Origin of the sequence: Anaerobium acetethylicum, from assembly GCF_900096945.1 — a bacterium.
GTDB classification, from domain to species: domain Bacteria; phylum Bacillota; class Clostridia; order Lachnospirales; family Lachnospiraceae; genus Anaerobium; species Anaerobium acetethylicum.
Window position 1 is genome coordinate 103775 of the sequence record NZ_FMKA01000004.1, and the last position, 21369, is coordinate 125143.

Sequence of the window (21369 nt, forward strand, 5' to 3'; positions counted from 1 at the left end):
AATAGTTACATAATATATTGCATAACACCCTGTTTATCACCTGAAAATGGATATTTTCTGTTGCAGCCCGAAAGGAGCCTTCCAGTGAAAGCGTTTCATGAAGTACGAAATTATGCCTCCGACTTTATGGTGTGGCATTCCAGTTATACAAACATAAGCTTCCTTGCCCATTGGCACAACGAAATCGAACTCATCTATGTGCGCTCGGGTTCTGCAAGGATCAGCATAAACGACCAGTGCTTTACTGCCGCCGCAGGTGATCTTGTCATCTGCGACAGCGGAAATATCCATTACAGCGATTCCTATGATGCGGACAACTGCCTGGATTTCATCATCTTCGATCCCGGCCTCATCAGCTCCCTCTATCAGAATTCCCATTTCGCCCATCCCCTGGTAACAGGGACGCAGCTGGGGGAATGGGGCCTGAAGGAGCCTCTGGAGATCCTCATCGATACGGTGAACCTGGAACTGGAAAGGAAGGAACCTTATTATCAGGATATCGTCAAGGCCTCCCTGCGGAACTTCTGGTATCTGCTGAAAAGGAAGATGCCGCGAAGCAATTTTGATATGCAGAGCCAGAACCGGAGACAGAACATGCTCTACGATCTGCAGCAGCTCCTCTCTTACCTGGACGGACATTATGCCGACGACATCACCCTTGCTTTTGCGGCCGCGAAGATGAACTTCAGCGACAGCCATTTTTCAAAGGTCTTCAAGAAGCTGACCGGCATCCATTTCATCAACTACCTGAACATGATCAGAATCGAGCAGGCGGCCTGGCAGCTTCAGAAGACCCCTCAGAAGATCACCGATATCGCCCTTAACTGCGGCTTCAACAATATCAGGACCTTTAACAGGGTTTTCAAGGACATCACCGGATATACGCCGACAAAATTCGCAGCCCTTCCGGATATGGAATCCGATATTTTTTCATTCTATAAGCAGAAATCTCCCGAACAGCAGTTTGTGGAGAACGATTCGCTGACTCTCATCAAAAACAGCGAAAAAAGAAACCAGATGCTGTGAACAGTTCACGGCTTCTGGTTTCTTTTTATGTTAAACGGAAAACTGGATTTCCCTGCCTGTCCTCTGGTACTGGTAATACCTCACCCCTGACGAATCAAACATGCGTTTTGATGCGATGACCGACGGCGTGTCGGCATATTTGTCGGAGTCGTACACCACCGTCTTGATCCCGGACTGAATGATTGCCTTGGCACATTCGTTGCACGGGAACAGGGATACATAGAGCTTGGAGCCCTCAAGGCTTCCTCCCCTGTAATTCAGGATCGCATTGAGTTCGCTATGGGTCGTATAAAAATATTTGTTTTCAAGGGGATCGCCCTCCTTTGTCCACGGAAAATCATCGTCCGAGCAGCCTCTCGGCAGGCCGTTGTATCCCATGGAAAGGATCTTGTTATCGTTGCTGACTATGCATGCGCCGACCTGGGTGCTTGGATCCTTGGACCTCATTCCCGAAAGGATTGCGACTCCCATGAAGTATTCGTCCCAGGTAATATAGTCTGTTCTTTTTGTACTCATATGACTCCTCCATATTACGTCTCAAAAAAACCTATTTTGTTCCAAAAATCCTGTCTCCCGCATCTCCGAGGCCTGGTACGATATATCCGTGGCTGTTCAGCTTTTCATCACGGGTTCCCACATAGATATCTACATCCGGGTGTTCCTTCTTCATTCTTTCGATTCCTTCCGGCGCTGCCACGATGCACATGAAATGGATCTTTTTTGCACCCTTCTGTTTGAGAAGCTCAATTGCAGCCGCTGCCGATCCGCCTGTGGCAAGCATCGGATCTACTACATATACTTCCCTTTCCGCTATGTCTTCCGGAAGCTTGCAGTAATATTCAACCGGTTCAAGGGTTTCCGGATCCCTGTAAAGTCCGATATGACCTACTTTTGCTGCAGGAATGATGCTGAGCATTCCTTCCACCATTCCGAGGCCTGCCCTTAAGATCGGAACCACCGCAAGTTTCTTTCCTTTGAGCTCCTTCACGACCGCTTTGCAGATCGGAGTCTCAATGTCAATCTCCTCCAGCTTAAGGTCTCTTGTGGCTTCATAGCACATGAGCATTGCGATCTCGCTGATCAGCTGCCTGAAATCCTTCGATCCTGTTTCCTTTTTTCTGATGATGCCGATTTTATGCTGTATCAGCGGATGGTCCATTACTACTACTTTTGACATACCATTCTCCTCCTTCTAACCTTCAATTTTCCTGATTCTGTTTATGTGTCTCTCATCATTTGAAAATTCAGTATTCAGAAATGTTTCTACAATCTTGATTGCAAGGCCTGCGCCTACAACCCTGCCGCCAAGGGCAAGTATATTTGCATCGTTATGAAGCCTTGTTGCTTCTGCAGTGAAACAGTCTGTACATAATGCCGCACGGATTCCAGGCACTTTGTTCGCCGCTATGGAAATTCCGATTCCTGTGCCGCAGATGATAATGCCTTTTTCACATTCTCCGCTGACTACGGCCTCTGCAACCGCCTTTCCGTATTCCGGATAGTCGCATGCTTCACACTCATAACATCCAAAATCCCTGTATTCATATCCCTTTGCGTTCAGATATCCCATGATCTCCTGCTTCAGTTCATATCCGCCGTGATCGCTTCCAATTCCTATCATCTTAAATTTCCTCCCTGTTTATGATTTCCACAAATTTTTCAACAATTGCATATATTTTTTCATAGCATGCTCCGTATTCCTTCAGTTCTCCGCCGTAGGGGTCTGGTATATCCCCCTCCTCGCCGACAGCTTCCGTCAGGGTGTATACATTGGATGCATCTTCATGAAGTTCGAGAATCTTCTGTTTCTGCTGTTCTTCCATGACAAGAACCAGACAGTCCTCTGCCAGATCTTCTTCCGACAGAAGTATCGACACGTGCCCGTCAATCTCAAGCCTGTTGCTCTTCATGATTGCAACGGCTTTCTGGTTTGGCGGCTCGGGAAACAGTACCACCAGTCCCCTGGATCTGATCTCTAAAGGTTTCTTAACCAGCATGCTTCTCATAATCCCTGCGGCCATGGGCCCCCTGCAGGTATCGCTGGACGAAACAAAAACAACTTTATTGTAATAACTCATTCCTGCTTCTCCTTAAATTCTGATTATCTGATGTCCTGCCGCCTTCAGCAGCCTGTTCATAATGGCCTGTCCCATCTGCGGCGTCTGGAAGGCTTCCGTATAGATGAAATCGACATCCGAATCATCGAATTCCCTCAGTATCCTGTACAGGTGTTTTGCTATGGATGCTTCCTCTTCTCTGGACCCGATGCTTTTTACGATTCCAGCCCTGTATTCCGCAACGGTTTCCTCTGTGCCTATAATCCCGACTTTCATACCGGTATTCTGCTTTTCCTCTGCAAGCCTGTTTATCATCTCAACCACCTGGTCAACAGGCCCTTCCACGATCACCAGCTCTGCCTTTGGTGCGTAATGCTTATATTTCATTCCCGGTGCTTTTGGCTTCAGTCCGCTGTCGGGCGCTATCAGCGCCTGATCGATCTCTACAGGGCCGATCACCTTTTCAATCATTTCCCTGTTGATATACCCGGGCCTGAGGATTGTCGGTGGTTCTGCGCTCATGTCCACAATTGTCGACTCCAGTCCGATATTCACGGCGCCGCCGTCGATTACCATGTCGATTTTTCCATCCAGATCTTCTATTACATGCTGCGCCAGCGTGGGACTTGGACGTCCTGAGGTATTGGCGCTGGGGGCTGCAACATAGCCTCCTCCGGCTTCAATGAGGGCAAGTGCCACAGGGTCGGAAGGCATCCTCACGGCAACCGTGGACAGGCCTCCTGTCGTCCCTAATGGAACTGCTTCGCTTTTATTGAATACCATTGTGAGCGGTCCCGGCCAGAAGGCATCGGCCAGCCTTTTTGCCGCCTCCGGTATTTCTTTTGTAATCTTTTTCAGGTCTTCGTATTTAGCAATATGTACAATCAGCGGATTATCCGATGGCCTTCCCTTTGCCGCGTAGATTTTAGCCGAAGCTTCCTCCTGCAGGGCATCTGCACCAAGTCCATATACGGTTTCCGTAGGAAAGGCAACAAGCCCTCCCCTGCGGAGTATCTCTCCCGCCTCCGACAGGATTTCTCTGTCGATGCATGCTCTGTCTATTTTCTTAATTATTGTCTTCATATTGACCTCTTATCTGTCCCTTCCGGGTAACGATATCGAACTATGTCCTTCTCCAAAAAATTACCCTTCCGGATAACGATACGGGACTACGTCCTTCTCTGAAAAGTTACCATTCCGGCACAATCATCCTGCCTGTTATGCCTGCTGTAATCATGTCATACGACGTTTATTATACCACCACCCGGCCTTAAGTGAAACATTTTTTTGTTTTGCGTCTTTTTTCAGGTAGCGCGACTGCCTTGGCAGACTCTCTATCTGATGGTGACCACTTCTGCGACATATTCCTCCTGCATATCATACACATCCACGTAAAGCATTTTAGTTTATAGGAAGTCCAAGAAATTCTCCATAAAAACCAGGGCGTCAAAAGCCCTCTTCCAACGTTCCGCTTAGTCAATTTGCACATTCGCCAGTTGCAACACAGTGATACAAAACATGAATTGATGAGCAGCTTTAGAACAAAGTGGTTTCACCCCCTTCCGCTCTGCTAACCTAAAACTTGAAGGCGAAAGCACTTTGCAGTGCGGAGGGCTGATTGACGATAGTCAATCAACTACCATAAGCCCGACTGCACATCCCCCGGAGGGTTTTCATATCATAGGACGAACTCACCTATGATATGAAGACGTTGGTACTTAGGACGCGTACTCTGCGTCCTTACGTACCACTACGTCTTCATCTAAGCGAGAGCGCGCTGCGAATCAACATGTTTTGTATCACGTCCTCATTCTAAAAACTTGTGCAAATTGACGAATACCCTACTGTAAATGGGCTTTTGACACTCCACTCCTATAAATTAAAAACAGGCCCCGGACCAGGTCCGGGGCCTTAAGTAGATCTATGCTGTTATTCTTCGTATCCGTTAGGATTGTTCGACTGCCATCTCCAGGAATCTTCGCACATTTCCTCGATGCCTCTCTGGGCTTCCCAGCCGAGCTCCGCTTTCGCTTTTGCAGGATCTGCGTAGCAGGTAGCGATATCGCCAGGTCTGCGGGGTTTGATTTCATATTTGACAGGCTTTCCGCATGCCTTTTCAAAGCTCCTGACCATGTCCAGAACGCTGTATCCTTTTCCGGTTCCGAGGTTATAGATCAGGAGGCCTTTCTTTTCGCTTACTTTCTGGATCGCTTTGACATGTCCGATTGCCAGGTCTACGACATGGATGTAGTCACGGACGCCGGTACCGTCAGGCGTATCATAATCCGAACCGAATACGCCGAGGCATGCCAGCTTTCCAACTGCAACCTGTGCAATGTAAGGAAGAAGGTTGTTCGGGATTCCTTTTGGATTTTCTCCGATCAGACCGCTCTTGTGGGCTCCGATCGGGTTGAAGTAGCGCAGAAGTATGACGTTCCACTCAGGATCTGCTGCCTGGATGTCTGTAAGGATCTGCTCGAGCATAAGTTTCGTCCTGCCGTAAGGATTTGTAGCTGACAGCGGGAAGTCTTCCGTGATCGGCACTGTATGAGGATCTCCGTAAACAGTTGCTGATGAGCTGAACACGATATTCTTAACGCCGTGATTTCTCATGACATCGCACAGGATAAGTGTTCCCGTTATATTGTTATGGTAATATTCCAAAGGTTTTGCAACTGATTCTCCAACAGCCTTAAAACCTGCAAAATGGATTACCGATTCGATTTTTTCTTTCTTGAATATCTCTTCTAATGCTTCTCTGTCGAGGATATCCGCTTTGTAGAATTTCGTCTTTTTCCCGGTTATCTGCTCAACCCTTTCAAGGGATTTCTCGCTTGAGTTGCTGAGATTATCCACAACTACAACTTCATAACCTTCATTTAATAGTTCCACACATGTGTGGCTTCCGATATAACCAGCCCCGCCTGTTACTAAAATCGCCATATTCTTTACCTCCTGAAATAGTCTTTACCATTATCCTATAACTATTTCCCGAACTTTTCAACTACTTTTTTTATTTTAATTCATTTTTCTTATTTTTAATGCGATTTTACTATTTTGCATATTTTTTTACTATTCTGTTCATGATTTCCCACTTGTTTTCCATGTCCGCAACCAGCCTGAACTGCGTGCGGCAACGCTCCAGATTGTGATTTTCCCTGTGGATCTTGAAGTATACGTCTCCCTGCAGATAGTCGATCAGAAACCTGATTCCGCATTCAAACGTCATAAGCTTTGCACCCATGGGCATCATCTCTATTTCCTTTTTTGTAAGCTTTCCTGCACAGCCTTCCAGATATCCTCTCGTGTAAATTTCAAACAGGATCATATCGCAGGATACTTTGCTCAGATCCTGTTCGTCCTCTGCTGCAGTGCTGGCGCCAAAACGTATCGAATCTCCAAAATCATATACAGAAAGTCCCGGCATCACTGTATCGAGGTCTACCACGCAGAGGCCTTTTCCTGTCGTATCATCTATCATGACGTTGTTGAGCTTGGTGTCGTTATGGGTTACCCTGACAGGAAGTTCGCCTCTTTCAGCCATTTCTGTCAGCACATGAGCCTCTTTTTCCCGTTCGATGGCAAAATCGATTTCCTCCTGTACACCGGATGCCCGGCCGCACGGATCTTCCGCAACCACTTTCTTTAGCATCTCCAGTCTTTTCGCAGTGTTATGGAAATCTGCAATGGTCTCATTCAGATTCTCTACCGGGTATTCCGACAGAAGTCTCTGGAAATTGCCGAATACGATTGCACTCTGGTAAAAACACTCCGGATCTTCAACCCGGTCATAGGCTGTTGCACCCTCTATGAAGTCATATGCGCGCCAATAGCCTCCCGTCAAATCCCGGCAGTAAGGTTTCCCATTTTCTGTAAGAATGATGTTGAGGGTCTCCCTCCTTGGATCCCCTCCCCTTTTGATTGCCTGCTCACGAATATATGCGGTTACGTTCTGTATATTTTCCATCACTGCCTCAGGCCTTTTGAATACTTTATGATTCATCTTCTGAAGAAGTATTTTTTTTCTGCTTCCTTCCCCATGCATATACTCTATGACGAAAGTATCATTGATATGGCCGGTTCCATAAGGCCTGTCTGAAATAATCCCGTCTTCTATTCCATATGCAGAAAGCACTTCCTGTTTTTCCATGTTATTATCCTCCGTTCTTTTCAGCATGATAACTGCTCTGAACAGTCACTTCAAAAAGATTTTGTCTCACATAGTTGTTATTATAGTGTACCCCTAAATTTTAAGCTTTGTCTGATTAGTTAGAATATTTGCAGAATCATGTTTTTCTCTTTGATTTTATCGCCTTTTTAAGTTATCATATAAGTACAACACGCCGGTTCCACCAACTGCCGCGTGTCCCTGTACGTGAATTTTGTCCGATTTTTTCTTTTTTTGTTCTTTTTTTTTCGTTATGGTCCGATAACTATAATAACTCCCCCCAGAGTTTCAATTTCGATCATTACGGAAATTCTATTCAGCACGAAAACATCATAAAGGAGATTTATTATGTCTTACGAATCCATCTCGTTGAAACAGGAGCTTGTAATAAATCAGATCGTGACTATCCATTATTTTGAATATGCAAGTGATTTTTCTTATTCTGGCGAAAGCCATGATTTTTGGGAAATAATGTGCGTAGACAAGGGTGAAGTGCATGTTGTCGCCGATGACAGGTCATACACCTTAAAAAAAGGGGACATCATTTTTCACAAGCCTAACGAATTTCATGCGCTGAAGGCCAATGGCCAGATTGCGCCAAACATTGTTGTTCTTTCCTTTGTCTGTAATTCAGAATGTATGCGTTTTTTTGAAAACAAGGTGCTTTCTATTTCCGAGGCTGAACGCTACCTTCTGGCACAGATTATCGTCGAAGCAAAAAAAACATATAAGAGCAAACTCAACGACCCCTTCCTGGAAAAGCTGATGCATGCCGACCATGTTCCTTTCGGATCAGAACAGCTGATCAAGCTTTTCCTGGAGCAGTTCTTCCTTCAGCTTTACAGAAGATATACGACCGTTGAGGAGATGAACAGCACGCTTCCAAAGACCCTCAAAAAGAAAAATGAAAACCAGCTCTATTCCTGTATCATAAACTATCTTGAAAACAACATACAGAAGCATCTGACCATAGAGCAGATCTGCAAAGATAACATAATCGGACGTTCCCAGCTCCAGAAGCTCTTCCGCTACAAGCACAACTGCGGTGTGATCGACTATTTCTGCAAAATGAAAATCGATATGGCAAAGCAGCTGATCCGTGACAACCACATGAATTTCACCCAGATATCCGACTACCTGGGATACACCTCGATCCATTATTTCTCGAGGCAGTTCAAGCAGGTGACCGAAATGACGCCTTCCGAGTACTCGTCGTCCATCAAAGTTCTGGCTGAAAAGTCTAAATGCCAGAGCAGCTATCAGTCTTTTTATTGCTGATATTTGCGGGTGAAAAAATGCACACATGCCTTTCAGCATGTGTGCATTTTTTAATTTACGTATTTGATGATGGTATCCCAGATACTGCTCTTTTCAAGCCCAAGCTTCCATGATGCTACTCCGGCGAGCTCGTATTCCGTTATCAGCTTCATCTTTTCTTCAATCGATTTTTCCTCTTCCAGCCATACCTTGTAGGTGGCGCCGTCCTTTGCGTACTCGCCATAGTACTGGCCTGTCGTCTCATCCCACACCGGCGTCACTCCATTGCTGCTGAGTCTTGCCTGTGCTTCTCCCATTCCGAGGGCTTCACTTGTTATGGTGACATTGTCCCCTTCTGTCACTTCCTTCCATACTCTTGTATAGAAAGGAACTGCATTGATGACCTTCTCCTTCGGAACTTCCTTCAGCGTGTTCTCGATTCCCCTTTTTACGAAACCAAGGGACGCTACGGATCCGCTTTCCTCCGATCCGGCGAAGTGTTCGTCATATCCCATTATGATTACGTAGTCGGCAACAATGCCCTGCTCTCTTCTGTTATAATGGTTGGAATATGCTTCCGGAACATAATTATCGACGGAAAGGATGATTCCATTCTTCCTGCACTTGATTGAAAGTTCCCTGATGAACTGGATAAACGGTTCTCCTGCCTCTGTACTCAGCTGCTCGAAATCCACGTTGATCCCATCCAGATTATATTCAATCGCTGCTGCAATCAGCTGGTTGGTCAATTTTTCCCGTTTAGAAGTATAGCTCAGAACCTGGTAGGTATCTACACCTTCCTTGAAATTATCCACCAGTCCCCATACTTCAACACCGATCTGATGGGCATGCTCTACATAGGAGGTGTTTGCCAGATTCGATATATCCCCTTCATTATTCGAAAGCGAGAACCATGTGGGCGAAATGGTATTTATGCCTTTTGTCTCTGCAAGCAGGGTGAGCATTGCATTATTGGCTGCCTGGTTCGTCACCTGATGCCACACCAGATTGATCTTGTAATCCTTTGAAATGCTGGTGTATACAGGCTCTGTAAATTCCCTGCTGGTTTCCTTTGTCTTTTCGCCTGTCAGCTTTTTGTTCTCTATATATCCGATATATCCGTCTTCAGTATGGACCTTCGCCCATTTTTCACCTTTTTCTATTACGAATACGCTGCTGCCTTTTTTGACTTCTGTCAGGATCGGGCTTTTAATCCCGCCCTTCAGACGGACGCTGCCATCTTTTTTTACCTCTGCATAGGCAGTCTCACCCCATTCATGGGTAATCTGCACGCGGTTCGGTTCCGCAAGGTATTCATATTCCAGGTTCGTATATTTCTGGACAAAATCAATGGCTACATAAGCCTTTTCTCCGTCCATCTTGAAAATATCATAATTCTCGCTTACTTTTTCTTTTGTAATGTAATAATCCTTGCTGCCAAGATCTGCTCTTATCACATCATCAGGGGTTGTATACAGCAGCAGATTTTCGTTGCTGTCCCAGTAGAATCTGGAATTAAGATATGTTTTTACCGTTTCATAATCAATGTATACCGTTCTATCCACTATCAGGCCTTTTGCCTCTAAAAGTTCGTTTCCTATTATAACTGCGGTCTCGTCCTCTTCCGACAGTGAAAAATATTCCTTCAGATCCGCCCTGTCTTTTGTCGGCGTATATTTTTTGATCAGACTGCCCACAACCATCACTGTTGCTGCCAAAATAATCAATGCCAGTGCGACCAGTATCGGAATTACCTTTTTTCTCATTTTTGAGCACCTCCCTAACTGTATCTATTATAGCATTGATTATGGGCAACGTCATTACGAATCTCTACATTATTTCCTGATTTTGCAGCATGTTGTTACTGTTCACTCAGTGACCAGTAACAGCATGTTACTGCTCACAAGGTGAACATCAGCAACTTTCCCTCCCACGTATAAACGCTTCCCTTTCAGCTTTCAGGCCACTGTATTACATGAATCTTATCTCTTAAATATCCAATTCATCCACTCCACTGTCCTTCCAAGAACTTCGGTTCTGCATAGAGGGGCTTCTATAACCGTTTGTTTATGGGGACAAAATGGCCTTCTGGCTTTCCCTTTCGCTGCTTTGAAAATTTATGGCTGGTGTTTCTTATTATGATTTTTTGATCTGGTTCTTTGATCTGGTTCTTTGATCTGGTTCTTTGATTTGTCTTTTCTCTTTGGCTTGAAATTATGGCTTTTGATCTCAGGCCGTGTTATGGCTTTTTCGTTGGCTTATTCTTGTTGCTTTTTTGTGGTTTTTTTGTGTCTTTTACGATTTCTGCTAGATATTGATTCTGTCGAACCTGATCTGCAGCAGTTCACCCTTCTCATTCATTACATAATCCATCATATACGGATTGTCTTCCCTGAGCAGGCAGGCCTCTGCCGCCTGATAAGAGCTCCACTTCTCCTCCCCGAAACTCAGATAGATGCCCCGGTTCTCGTATTGTCTGAACATATCCATCATATCTGACATTTTTTCCATGGCTGCTTCTTCCATTTTCAGAATTTATCTCCCCTTAGATTTTTGCGTGCCTGCAGGCTTTTCCTTTTGCCGGACAAAGAAGGTAACTGCTTTTCATTCTATATTTTCGTGATATATTTCCTGCTCCGGTCGGCCCTCTGCACCTTATTCAAAAAATTCTATTTCTTCAGGACCCTTATCCTCTTTTACGGCATACTCCCCTGAGGCATCTGCTCCGTTTCCATTCAGACTGACGTCCGTTTCCGGGTTTTCTACGCTCCGCAGAACGCTGCCCAGAGAACCGTTCAGATATCCTGCTATGTTGCCGTTCAGGGTCTCCCTCCTCTTCTCCTCTCCTTCAAAATAAATCTTTTCTCCCATGTTCGGATCCCAGCCCATAAGGCCAAACACCTGCGGATTCACAGGATAATTGGTTTTTGCCGGCTTCTGGAATTCCTCGACATATTTTATCGCATACAATTCTGCATCCGTATAAAGCACCGTGTCGACATAAGCACTTGCCAGCCTGAGAATCTCCTCTTCTGATACGCAGAGGCTTACGGACTCTGTTCCCGAGCCCGCCTCCGCTCCTGAGCCTTCCGCTTCAGCCGCTTTTGCAACGGTGCCCAGTACCTTTTTATGTCCCGCCACGATATAATCCTCCCCATCCGGGAAAACGATTCTGATGTCCACGTAGTCATCCTTCTCAAGTCCCTCAGGCAGGCTTATATGGGTGAAATCCTGCAGCCTCAGATCCGGAAGGATCTCTTCTCCCTCATACAGGACTGCACTGCTTATGACCGCGCCCTTCTTCATGCTGAGGCTGCATCTTTTTCCGATTACCTGATCTTCCGAAAGCGCTTCATAGATGCTGCCTTCTTCTCCCACTATGGAGATACGCACAAGGTCTTCTTCCATAATGACATGGCTCTCCTGCAGATCGTGCTTCAGGATGTAGCCCTGTGCCCTTTCCGCCGTCTCGGCTTCCGCTTTCACCTGGGCCAGCTCGGTTCTGCAGCCGCCCAGGCTGACGCCCATGTAGGCGGCAGTTGCGGCCAGGGGGATGCCCGCTATGCAGGCTCCTGCAGCACAGGCAATGGCCGCGTTCTTTCTTCTTAATCTAATGAATGACATCCACACCTCCTACACCAGCTGACGGAAAAATCCGAAATTCTCGCTCCTGACCACAAAGGGATCAGGCTCAAACGGGATGCTGCGAAGGCGCACTCCGCTGGCTGATTTCATGTCCCGGATTTCACCGGGAAGAGCAGGCATCGAAAGATATTCCCATCTGTCTCCCTCTCCTTTATGCTCCTCAAAAAACCCGACATATCCGGCCTTTTTCCATTCACAAAGGCTTCCAACTATGATTTTTTTTGAACTCCTCAGGAATTCAGTTTCATTCTTTCTGTAATCGCATCCAAGGTCCAATATAATGCACTCGAACCCTTCGTTCAGGATCTCCGTCAGTTCCTGCGGCGAGCTGTCCCTGTAGTATACGGTATCCAGTATTCTGAACTTTCTGGCTTCTTCCTCCCGGCCTTCATAGGCCTTCTGGATTTCCCGGAAATGTCCGCTCTGGTTGAGCTCTACAAGCGCCACTTTTTTTCGGAGCTTGGCACCTTCATAACCGGCCAGCATGATCGAAAAATGGGTCACCCCGACGCCGTGGTCCACTCCCATCACGCCGATCGTAGCCGGGCTCTCCCGGCAGGCTGTTCTTCTTCTCATTATTTTCCGGTCCGCTCCCTTCTTTTCACTCCCCGGAACCTGCTCCTTCCTTCCGGTATCCACTCCAATTCTGCTGCCAGTCCCGTCAGCATCCGTTCGGCAACCCTGTCCTTCTGGAACGGATCCGGGTAAAACGGCATCCTGATGACCCGTCTGAGCCCCAGGCTTCCGGCAATATCCTTCACCGTCTCCCGGCTTCCAAAACTAAAGAAGAACCTGGTCTTTTCACCATCCAGTCCGGCTGCCATCCGCTCCGCATCTGCGAGTTCCCATTCTTTCGTCCCAAGCAGCGCCAGTATCACGTCTGACCTGTTTATTTCTTCCTCGCGGTCTTCGCTAAAAGCTCCGAAGTCCCTGACGATCATCCGGTATTCCCCGCTTCTGCACACGACAGCTTCCCCATACTCCGGAATGCCTGTAAAATCCGCCAGTTCGCAGACTCCTCCCCGCTCTTTTACGGAAGGATTCCTTTCGAGAAGCGCCCTGAGCATTCCAGAACTGTTCTGTTCCTCATATATGCACCTGTTCCCATTCCGGTTCAGGCACGACACAAGCGACACTGCCAGATGTGTGGTTCCTATCCGGGGCTGGCTCCCCGTGACAGCGATTATAAGAGATGAGTTTTGTTCCTCCAAATCCATTCCTGTTCTGACAGACGACAGGCTCTTTTTTAGCTCCGCCACACTGGAATAGCGGTTTTCCGGCTCTGTTTCCATTGCCTTCCTGATGATTTTCTTCAGCTGTACCGAAAAAGAGCCTGCTTTTCCCGTTGCAGAAGCCCTGTCATCCTGTTCCCCGCCGGCCTCTGCTCCTGCCATATGCATGAGCACAGCCCCGATTGCATAGATATCAGCTTTTTCGTTGACGCCATCGGCCTCATACTGTTCCGGAGCCGCGTATCCCGGGGTTCCCATTGAAAATTCCGCCTGCCCGCTCTCTTCGAGCGATATGGCTGTGCCGAAATCAATCAGTTTTACGGTATTCCCGCAGATCAACACATGCTGGGGTTTGAGGTCCAGGTAAAGGACAGGGTAGGGCCTTGTCGTATGCAGATATTCAATAATACTGCAGATTTGGATTCCATAATTGACTATTTTTCTTTTTGAAATGGTTTTTTGTCCAAGCAGAATTGCCTGTAAAGATTCACCCTCCACATACTCTTCAATGATATATAAGCTCTCTTCGTCTTCTTCCATATCATAAATAATTGGTATTCCGGGGTGTTTCAGATTTTTCAGAAGCTTTGCTTCCTTTAGAAACTGTTGATACATGATGTGTGTCTTGCTGATTTTCTTTATTGCCCTAAGCGAGTTTAATCGGATATGTTCTGCAAGATATACGGTTCCGCTGTAACCGGATCCGATGATCCCCTTCACTTCATATCTGCCAAAAAGCCGCCGGTCTTTTTCTTCTAAAAATACCTCCTCCTTTTTGTACGATATTGATTTGTCAGAACAATTGTCATCTCTTGGTTCTATATTATAAACAATTTCCTTTTACTTTTCAAGATATTTTTTATTATTTTTACAATTGTGTTTTTTTGTTCCATTTTGTTCCTTCCGTCCATTCCTGAAACCCATCCACAGAATGGACTTACCTCCTTTTCATGCACCCCACGGACTTTCAGGTCATGAAAATTTAATAAAAACTAAATACCCTGACTCTTGACTTCAATTAAGGAATTGTTTATACTTTCTATACTTATAGATAACTGTTACTGTTCACTCCGTGACCAGTAACACGCTTCGCGATGCACAGAAATGGTTGAAATGCACCATTTCGCGCTGCAATACCCGGGTTTTATGTGACTTTCGCTTCGCTACACTCACAAAAAACACCTTGCGCCAGATGAAGTGTGAACAGTAACAGATAACTACCGTTCACAGAGCGAACAGCTACGAACCGCTTTACTTATTTACCATTTTTGTTTATACTTAACTTATCAATAAACAAAACCAATTTTTACCCCTAGTTAGGATGTGATTTTATGAAAATCGAAAAAATTAATGAGAATCAGATACGCTGCACTTTAACCAAATCCGATCTGGCTGACCGCCAGATCAAGATCAGCGAGTTAGCCTATGGAACAGAAAAAGCAAAGTCTCTTTTCCGTGATATGATGCAGCAGGCAGCTTATGAATTTGGTTTTGAAGCTGAAGATATCCCATTGATGATAGAAGCAATTCCTCTATCAGCGGATTGCATCATTTTAGTCATTACGAAAGTAGTGGATCCAGAAGAGCTCGACACAAGATTTGCAAAATTCAGTCCGACACTTAACGAATCGGATGAGATTGACACAGACGGACCGGCTTCAAAACCGGAAGGTGCTGATGAAGTACTGGGGCTGTTCAAACGAATCTATGACGAGAAGCTGAAGGCTGAAGCGAAGAAGAAGGAACATCAGGAATCTGCAAAACAGAATGCAGAGGCTCCGGTCAAAAAAGGGGATCCGATTGCGGCACACGCTGCCGGCATGAACCTGACCAAGCTCTATACATTCCTGAATCTGGACTCCATCTCAAGAGTAGCCTCCGTTCTCGGAAGCTATTATACAGGTGAAAATTCCCTGTACAAGGATGCTTCCACAGGAAGATATGCGCTGATCATCAGCAAGACGGATCATACTCCTGAGGAATTCAACAAGATCTGCAACATTCTTTCCGAGTATGGCGTTAACCAGAAATATACCTCCGCAGCGGCAGCGTATTATGAAGAACATCAGGAATTGATAATCAGGTCCAAAGCCCTTCAGGTGCTTTCACAGATTTAATTGATTTTTGAACCGAAGACCGTGGAATGGCAACGTTCCACGGTCTTTTTTTCATAAGAAACTACTTTCAAAATTCAGTATTCTGTATACTGTATTCAAAAAAATACACTAAGCCACTTGACGTGTATACAGTATTTCTATTATAATCATGATATGAATTAAAGAAACTTATGTAAACGCAACCTTTACAAAAGTAAAGGCATGCACATTCATTTATACAGGAGGTATTTGTATATGAGATCAGAATGGAATGGCTTTGTAGGCGGACAATGGGAAAAAGAAGTAAACGTAAGGGACTTCATCCAGAAGAACTTTACTCCATATGAAGGAGATGACTCTTTCTTAGCAGGACCTACTCAGAATACAAACGATTTATGGGCACAGGTCATGGACCTTACAGCTAAAGAAAACGAAGCAGGCGGCGTACTTGATATGGACACGAAAGTCGTATCAACGATCACTTCTCACGCAGCAGGCTATCTTGATAAAGAAAAAGAAACAATCGTTGGTTTCCAGACTGACAAACCTTTCAAACGTTCCATGCAGCCTTACGGCGGAATCCGTATGGCGAAGAAAGCCTGTGCAGACAACGGATACACTCTTGATCCTGAAGTTGAAGCGTTCTTCACCGCACACAGAAAGACACATAATGCCGGCGTCTTCGATGCATACAATGAAGACATGAGAAGAGCTAGATCCTACCACATCATCACAGGTCTTCCTGATGCGTATGGACGTGGACGTATCATCGGCGATTACAGACGTGTTGCTCTGTACGGAATCGATTTCCTGATCGAAGACAAGAAGGTACAGAAGGATTCCACTCCTTACACCATGACGGCTGACGTGATCCGCGACCGCGAAGAATTATCAGAACAGATCCGTGCGTTAGGCGAGTTGAAGAAATTGGCTGCAATCTATGGCTGCGATATTTCAAAACCTGCAACGAACGTTCAGGAAGCGATTCAGGCCGTATACTTCGGATACCTGGCTTCCGTAAAAGACCAGAACGGTGCTGCGATGTCATTAGGACGTACTTCAACATTCCTTGATATCTACGCAGAAAAAGATCTGGCGGCAGGAACCTTTACAGAAGAACAGATTCAGGAATTCATCGATCATTTCATCATGAAATTAAGGCTTGTAAAATTCGCCCGTACGCCTGAATACAATCAGCTGTTCTCAGGCGATCCTACCTGGGTAACCGAATCAATCGGCGGTGTAGGCATCGACGGACGTCCATTGGTAACTAAGACTTCATTCAGATATCTGCATACCCTTGACAACTTAGGAACTGCTCCGGAACCAAACATGACAGTTCTCTGGTCAACAAAGCTTCCTCAGAACTTCAAAGCATACTGCGCTAAGATGTCAATCAAAACATCTTCCATCCAGTATGAAAACGATGACCTTATGAGAGTTTCCCACGGCGACGACTATGCAATCGCATGCTGCGTATCCTCAATGGTAGTCGGCAAAGAAATGCAGTTCTTCGGCGCACGTGCAAACCTTGCAAAATGCCTTTTATACGCAATCAACGGCGGTGTAGACGAAATCCAGAAAGTACAGGTCGGACCAAAATACCGTCCTATCACTTCTGAATACCTGGACTACGATGATGTAATGGAAAAATACAAAGACATGATGGAATGGTTGGCTGGATTATACGTGAACACGCTGAATGTAATCCACTATATGCATGACAAATACTCTTATGAAAAAATACAGATGGCTTTACACGACAAAGAAGTAAAACGCTACTTTGCAACAGGTATCGCAGGATTATCCGTAGTCGCAGATTCATTAAGCGCCATCAAATATGCAAAAGTAAAAACTGTCCGTGATGACAACGGCATCGTTACAGACTATATCGTTGAAGGCGACTTCCCGAAATACGGAAACGATGACGACCGCGTAGACTCAATTGCATCTGATCTTGTTACAACTTTCATGAACATGATCAGAAAGCACCACACATACAGAAACGGTGTGCCTACCATGTCAATCCTGACGATTACTTCAAATGTAGTTTACGGAAAGAATACAGGAGCTACTCCTGACGGAAGACCTGCCGGAATTCCACTCGCACCTGGCGCTAACCCGATGCACGGACGTGACTCCCACGGAGCTATTGCTTCCCTGTCTTCCGTATCAAAGCTTCCGTTCAGCGATGCGCAGGATGGTATCTCGAATACCTTCTCTATCATCCCTGGAGCCCTGGGCAAGGAAGATCAGGTATTCGTTGGTGATATAGAAGTAGATATCGATAATTTTTAAGATAAGGCAACTGTGCAGGGCTGCAGGAACGTGGTCCTGGAGAGTTCCAGATAAGGACTGATTATGATGGATAAAGATATGATGATCGATGACATCATTGCAATGCTCGACTCTTCTGTCAAACAAGGTGTCGGTCATATGAATGTAACAGTAAACGAAGAAGGCAGCATCAATATTGAGAAGACAGTAGAAAACATGACCAACGGGGACTGCGGAACAGGAAATGTGGCCTGCCGGATCCCGAACCTTATGGACGGCGTTGAAAAATAGATGACTCGGGTTTTATGCAAAACCAGCACTACCCCGGAACAACCATAACTGCGGCGGAACCTGGTTCCGCCCGCATTCACAGAAACAGGAGGAATCAATATGGCAAATGTAAGTCAATCACAGATAGATAACCTTGTAACAATGTTAGACGGATATGTTGAAAAAGGCGGACACCACCTTAACGTAAACGTATTCACAAGAGAAACCCTGCTGGATGCACAGGCACATCCTGAAAAATATCCTCAGCTGACAGTACGTATTTCCGGCTATGCCGTAAACTTCGTCAAGCTTACAAAAGAACAGCAGGATGAAGTCATCTCACGTACTTTCCACGACGCAATGTAAAAACACCTAATTCAATATAGATCATTTGCAGTCCTGAATAGTTGCGATGATTTTCATTTTTCTGCTATACAGATTGTATTTTTTAATATACAATCTGTATAGCAGATATATTTTACGGCAGAAATATGCCAATTTAACAGACAAAGGACGTGGAGCTTGTGAAAGGATACATTCATTCAATTGAGAGTTTTGGAACCGTAGACGGACCCGGAGTGCGTTATGTAGTGTTTACACAGGGATGCCCCATGCGCTGCCTGTACTGCCACAATCCGGACACCTGGGCAACGAACATCGGTAAACAGATGACTGTGGAAGAAATTCTGGACGGCTATCGCAAGAACAGGGAATTCTATTCAAAGACCGGCGGGATCACGGTTACAGGCGGCGAGCCCCTCATGCAGACAGACTTTCTGATCGAGCTTTTCGAAGCAGCAAAAAAAGAAGGAATCCATACCTGCATCGATACTTCCGGTATCACATATAACGAAAAAAATGCGGAATATATCAAAAAGCTGGACCGGCTCCTGGATTCCACCGATCTCATAATGCTCGACATCAAGCACATAGACAACGAAGAACATATGAAGCTTACTGGCCAGCCTAATGAACAGATCCTGGCTTTTGCAAAGTATCTGGAGGCGAAAAACAAGCCTGTCTGGATCAGACATGTTGTCGTCCCCACTCTTACCTACAACAGGAAGTATCTGAACGCCCTTGGCTATTTCATTGGCGGCCTCAAGAACATAAAAGCGCTTGATGTCCTCCCATACCATTCCATGGGCAAGGTCAAATATGAAGCCATGGGTATGGACTATCAGCTTAAAGACGTTCCGGATATGGATAAGAACGAGCTGCTTACGGCAAAGGCCATGATTCTTGCAGGAATCAGAAAGCGCAGGAAAGAAATGGCTGAGAATTTTGCTGATAGTGAAAAGAGCGAATAGACAGTCAGCAGCACCTGTTTTCCCCCTGACTTCCAGAGACACAGAAAAGTCCGATAAATAAAGGATTTCTCAGGATATTGCACTTCTTTTCGGACAAAGATAATGCTTGTATAATTCAATTGTTTGTATTAAAATGGTTTTATGACCGGACCTGATGGAATGGTTATCAACTTACTATTTTATATTTTAATAAGGAGGATGAATCCATGGCATATGTAATTTCTGACAGTTGTGTTAGTTGCGGAGCTTGTGAAGGTGAATGTCCAGTAAGCGCTATCAGCGCTGGCGATACTCAGTACGTAATCGATGCTGACGCTTGTATCGATTGTGGAGCTTGTGCAGCAGTTTGCCCAACAGACTCTATTTCAGCTGAATAATAGTTTTGTATAAAAAAAGCTTGCCGCGGCAAGCTTTTTTTAATGCTGTTATTTTTCCATATTTGCAAACTTCGTGTAGTTCGGAAGCCATACAAGGTTGACGGTTCCGATCGGGCCGTTTCTCTGCTTGGCTATAATAATCTCTGCGATGTTCTTATTTTCGGAATCCTTGTTGTAATAATCATCACGGTAGATGAACATAACAACATCGGCATCCTGCTCGATTGCACCGGATTCCCTCAAATCGGAAAGCATCGGCCTGTGATCCGGACGCTGCTCAACAGCACGGCTAAGCTGCGAAAGGGCGATGACAGGCACGCTCAGCTCCCTTGCAAGGCTTTTTAGGGATCTCGAAATATCCGAAATCTCCTGCTGCCTTGAATCAGAGGATTTACCCCTTCCTGACATCAGCTGCAGGTAGTCGATGATAATCATTCCAAGATTGTGTTCCAGTTTGTATTTACGGCACTTTGAACGCATTTCCGCTATGGAGATACCAGGCGTATCATCAATGATCAGGTTTGACCTTCCTATGATTCCCGCGCCCTCTATCAGCTTTTCCCAATCCGAATCAGCCAGATTTCCTGTCCTGATCGCCTGGGAATCCACTTTTGATTCAAGGGAGAACAGACGGTTTACCAGCTGTTCCTTTGACATTTCCAGACTGAATATGGCAGTTGTCGTATTTGCCCTGAAAGCCACGTGCTGGGCTATATTCAGGACGAATGCCGTCTTACCCATTGAAGGTCTGGCCGCGACCAGTACAAGGTCTGACGGCTGCATTCCGGAGGTCTTGTAATCAAGATCAGCAAATCCTGTCGGGATTCCGGTAACCGTCCCTTTTGTCTTGGACGCCTTCTCAATCTTCTCCAGGGCATTGATTACGACATCCTTGATCGGAACATAATCGCTTGAGCTTCGTTTCTGCACAAGATCGAATATCTTCTTTTCTGTATCTTCGAGTACGTCTTCCAGCTTGTCTTTTCCAAGATAGCAGGTATTTGCTATTTCTTCGCTTGCCTTGATCAGCCTGCGCAGCATAGCCTTTTCACTTACAATAGTGGCATAGTACTTCACATTTGCCGATGTGGGCACCGCAGTCAGGATATCCCTTACAAATTCCATGCTGCTGAGTTCCGGCGGAACATCCTTTTCCTTCAGACGGTTCTGAAGAGTGATCAGATCTACCGGCTTCTCTTCATTGTTTAGCTCTACCATGGATTCAAACAGTATCCCATACTGGTGCTGGTAAAAATCTTCTGCGGTGACTATTTCCGATGCCACTACAATCGCATCCCTGTCCATAATCATCGACCCGACAACGGACTGTTCAGCCTCTATGCTGTGGGGCAGTACCCGTTTTATGAGTGCCTCATCCATGATGGATTCCTCCTGTATTTTTCTTATTACATTTCATATTGTTTCCCATATTGCTTTCTATATTGCTTTCTGAGTTGCTTTCTATATTGCCTTTTATATTACCTTTTTATTGCTTTTCCTAATCAGAGTGTCAAAGCTCTCCTGTAACGTTCAGCTTCGTCAATTCGCCCATTCGCCAACTGCAGCATGTCCTCATCTCCAAGCGCCAGCCCGCACGTCCTCATCTCCAGGCGCCAGCCCGCACGCAGTGATGTAAAACATGTCTCAATGAGCA

21 protein-coding genes are annotated in these 21369 nt (G+C 45.6%); 8 read left to right on the top strand and 13 right to left on the bottom strand.

Features of this window, described 5'->3' with window-relative positions; genetic code table 11:
- The first annotated feature begins 84 nt into the window (after positions 1-84).
- Positions 85-1026, top strand: coding sequence for an AraC family transcriptional regulator (locus BJR36_RS05745; RefSeq protein WP_169823602.1), 942 nt, complete (start codon positions 85-87; stop codon positions 1024-1026).
- A gap of 30 nt (positions 1027-1056) precedes the next feature.
- Here BJR36_RS05745 and BJR36_RS05750 read toward each other — a convergent pair whose 3' ends face one another.
- The 7 genes from BJR36_RS05750 to BJR36_RS05780 form a co-directional block, all read right to left on the bottom strand.
- Positions 1057-1542: a deoxycytidylate deaminase gene (locus tag BJR36_RS05750; RefSeq protein WP_091231410.1), complete on the bottom strand. Its 486-nt coding sequence runs from the start codon at positions 1540-1542 to the stop codon at positions 1057-1059.
- Between the two features lie 31 nt (positions 1543-1573).
- Positions 1574-2203: a uracil phosphoribosyltransferase gene (gene upp, locus BJR36_RS05755; RefSeq protein WP_091231413.1), complete on the bottom strand. Its 630-nt coding sequence runs from the start codon at positions 2201-2203 to the stop codon at positions 1574-1576.
- A gap of 15 nt (positions 2204-2218) precedes the next feature.
- Positions 2219-2647: a ribose 5-phosphate isomerase B gene (rpiB, locus tag BJR36_RS05760; protein ID WP_091231416.1), complete on the bottom strand. Its 429-nt coding sequence runs from the start codon at positions 2645-2647 to the stop codon at positions 2219-2221.
- Position 2648: 1 nt separating this feature from the next.
- Positions 2649-3104, bottom strand: a complete 456-nt coding sequence (locus BJR36_RS20550; protein WP_091231419.1) for an arsenate reductase/protein-tyrosine-phosphatase family protein — start codon at positions 3102-3104, stop codon at positions 2649-2651.
- A gap of 12 nt (positions 3105-3116) precedes the next feature.
- The gene (locus BJR36_RS05770; protein WP_091231421.1) at positions 3117-4166 is read right to left on the bottom strand and encodes an L-threonylcarbamoyladenylate synthase; all 1050 of its coding nucleotides are present in this window, start codon (positions 4164-4166) and stop codon (positions 3117-3119) included.
- Positions 4167-5012: 846 nt separating this feature from the next.
- Positions 5013-6026 carry a UDP-glucose 4-epimerase GalE gene (gene galE / locus BJR36_RS05775; RefSeq protein ID WP_091231424.1) on the bottom strand — a complete coding sequence of 338 codons (1014 nt, stop codon included), beginning with the start codon at positions 6024-6026 and terminating at the stop codon, positions 5013-5015.
- A 109-nt stretch (positions 6027-6135) separates the two neighbouring features.
- Positions 6136-7233, bottom strand: a complete 1098-nt coding sequence (locus BJR36_RS05780; RefSeq protein ID WP_242875473.1) for a phosphotransferase enzyme family protein — start codon at positions 7231-7233, stop codon at positions 6136-6138.
- Positions 7234-7599: 366 nt separating this feature from the next.
- On the opposite strand from BJR36_RS05780, the gene BJR36_RS05785 reads away from it, so the two are divergent.
- Complete coding sequence (locus BJR36_RS05785; protein ID WP_091231430.1) at positions 7600-8529, top strand: helix-turn-helix domain-containing protein; 930 nt, start codon at positions 7600-7602, stop codon at positions 8527-8529.
- A 50-nt stretch (positions 8530-8579) separates the two neighbouring features.
- Here BJR36_RS05785 and BJR36_RS05790 read toward each other — a convergent pair whose 3' ends face one another.
- The 5 genes from BJR36_RS05790 to BJR36_RS05810 form a co-directional block, all read right to left on the bottom strand.
- A complete protein-coding gene (locus BJR36_RS05790; protein WP_091231433.1) occupies positions 8580-10274 on the bottom strand; it encodes a glycosyl hydrolase family 18 protein in 1695 nt (564 codons plus the stop codon).
- 541 nt (positions 10275-10815) lie between these two features.
- On the bottom strand, positions 10816-11019 hold the full coding sequence (locus tag BJR36_RS05795) for a hypothetical protein (RefSeq protein WP_139133515.1): 204 nt from the start codon (positions 11017-11019) through the stop codon (positions 10816-10818).
- A gap of 144 nt (positions 11020-11163) precedes the next feature.
- The gene (locus BJR36_RS05800; RefSeq protein WP_091231441.1) at positions 11164-12132 is read right to left on the bottom strand and encodes a hypothetical protein; all 969 of its coding nucleotides are present in this window, start codon (positions 12130-12132) and stop codon (positions 11164-11166) included.
- 9 nt (positions 12133-12141) lie between these two features.
- The gene (locus BJR36_RS05805) at positions 12142-12792 is read right to left on the bottom strand and encodes a hypothetical protein (RefSeq protein ID WP_139133516.1); all 651 of its coding nucleotides are present in this window, start codon (positions 12790-12792) and stop codon (positions 12142-12144) included.
- Positions 12729-14105: a serine/threonine protein kinase gene (locus BJR36_RS05810; protein ID WP_169823603.1), complete on the bottom strand. Its 1377-nt coding sequence runs from the start codon at positions 14103-14105 to the stop codon at positions 12729-12731. Before BJR36_RS05810 ends, BJR36_RS05805 begins: the two co-directional genes overlap by 64 nt.
- Before the next feature lie 611 nt (positions 14106-14716).
- Between BJR36_RS05810 and BJR36_RS05815 the strand changes: the two genes are divergently transcribed.
- The 6 genes from BJR36_RS05815 to BJR36_RS05840 all read left to right on the top strand — a co-directional run bounded on the left by BJR36_RS05815 (position 14717) and on the right by BJR36_RS05840 (position 19715).
- On the top strand, positions 14717-15502 hold the full coding sequence (locus BJR36_RS05815; RefSeq protein WP_091231450.1) for an adaptor protein MecA: 786 nt from the start codon (positions 14717-14719) through the stop codon (positions 15500-15502).
- A 234-nt stretch (positions 15503-15736) separates the two neighbouring features.
- Positions 15737-17779: a formate C-acetyltransferase gene (gene pflB, locus BJR36_RS05820; RefSeq protein WP_091231453.1), complete on the top strand. Its 2043-nt coding sequence runs from the start codon at positions 15737-15739 to the stop codon at positions 17777-17779.
- Between the two features lie 66 nt (positions 17780-17845).
- The gene (locus BJR36_RS05825) at positions 17846-18049 is read left to right on the top strand and encodes a hypothetical protein (RefSeq protein ID WP_207648824.1); all 204 of its coding nucleotides are present in this window, start codon (positions 17846-17848) and stop codon (positions 18047-18049) included.
- Positions 18050-18148: 99 nt separating this feature from the next.
- A complete protein-coding gene (gene grcA3, locus BJR36_RS05830) occupies positions 18149-18394 on the top strand; it encodes an autonomous glycyl radical cofactor GrcA3 (RefSeq protein WP_091231459.1) in 246 nt (81 codons plus the stop codon).
- A 158-nt stretch (positions 18395-18552) separates the two neighbouring features.
- Positions 18553-19338, top strand: a complete 786-nt coding sequence (gene pflA, locus BJR36_RS05835; RefSeq protein ID WP_091231717.1) for a pyruvate formate-lyase-activating protein — start codon at positions 18553-18555, stop codon at positions 19336-19338.
- A gap of 206 nt (positions 19339-19544) precedes the next feature.
- Entirely contained in the window at positions 19545-19715 is a 171-nt protein-coding gene (locus BJR36_RS05840) for a DUF362 domain-containing protein (RefSeq protein WP_091231461.1), read from the top strand.
- A 48-nt stretch (positions 19716-19763) separates the two neighbouring features.
- On the opposite strand, the gene dnaB is transcribed toward BJR36_RS05840, so the two are convergent.
- Positions 19764-21095, bottom strand: a complete 1332-nt coding sequence (dnaB, locus tag BJR36_RS05845) for a replicative DNA helicase (protein ID WP_091231463.1) — start codon at positions 21093-21095, stop codon at positions 19764-19766.
- Positions 21096-21369: the final 274 nt, after the last annotated feature.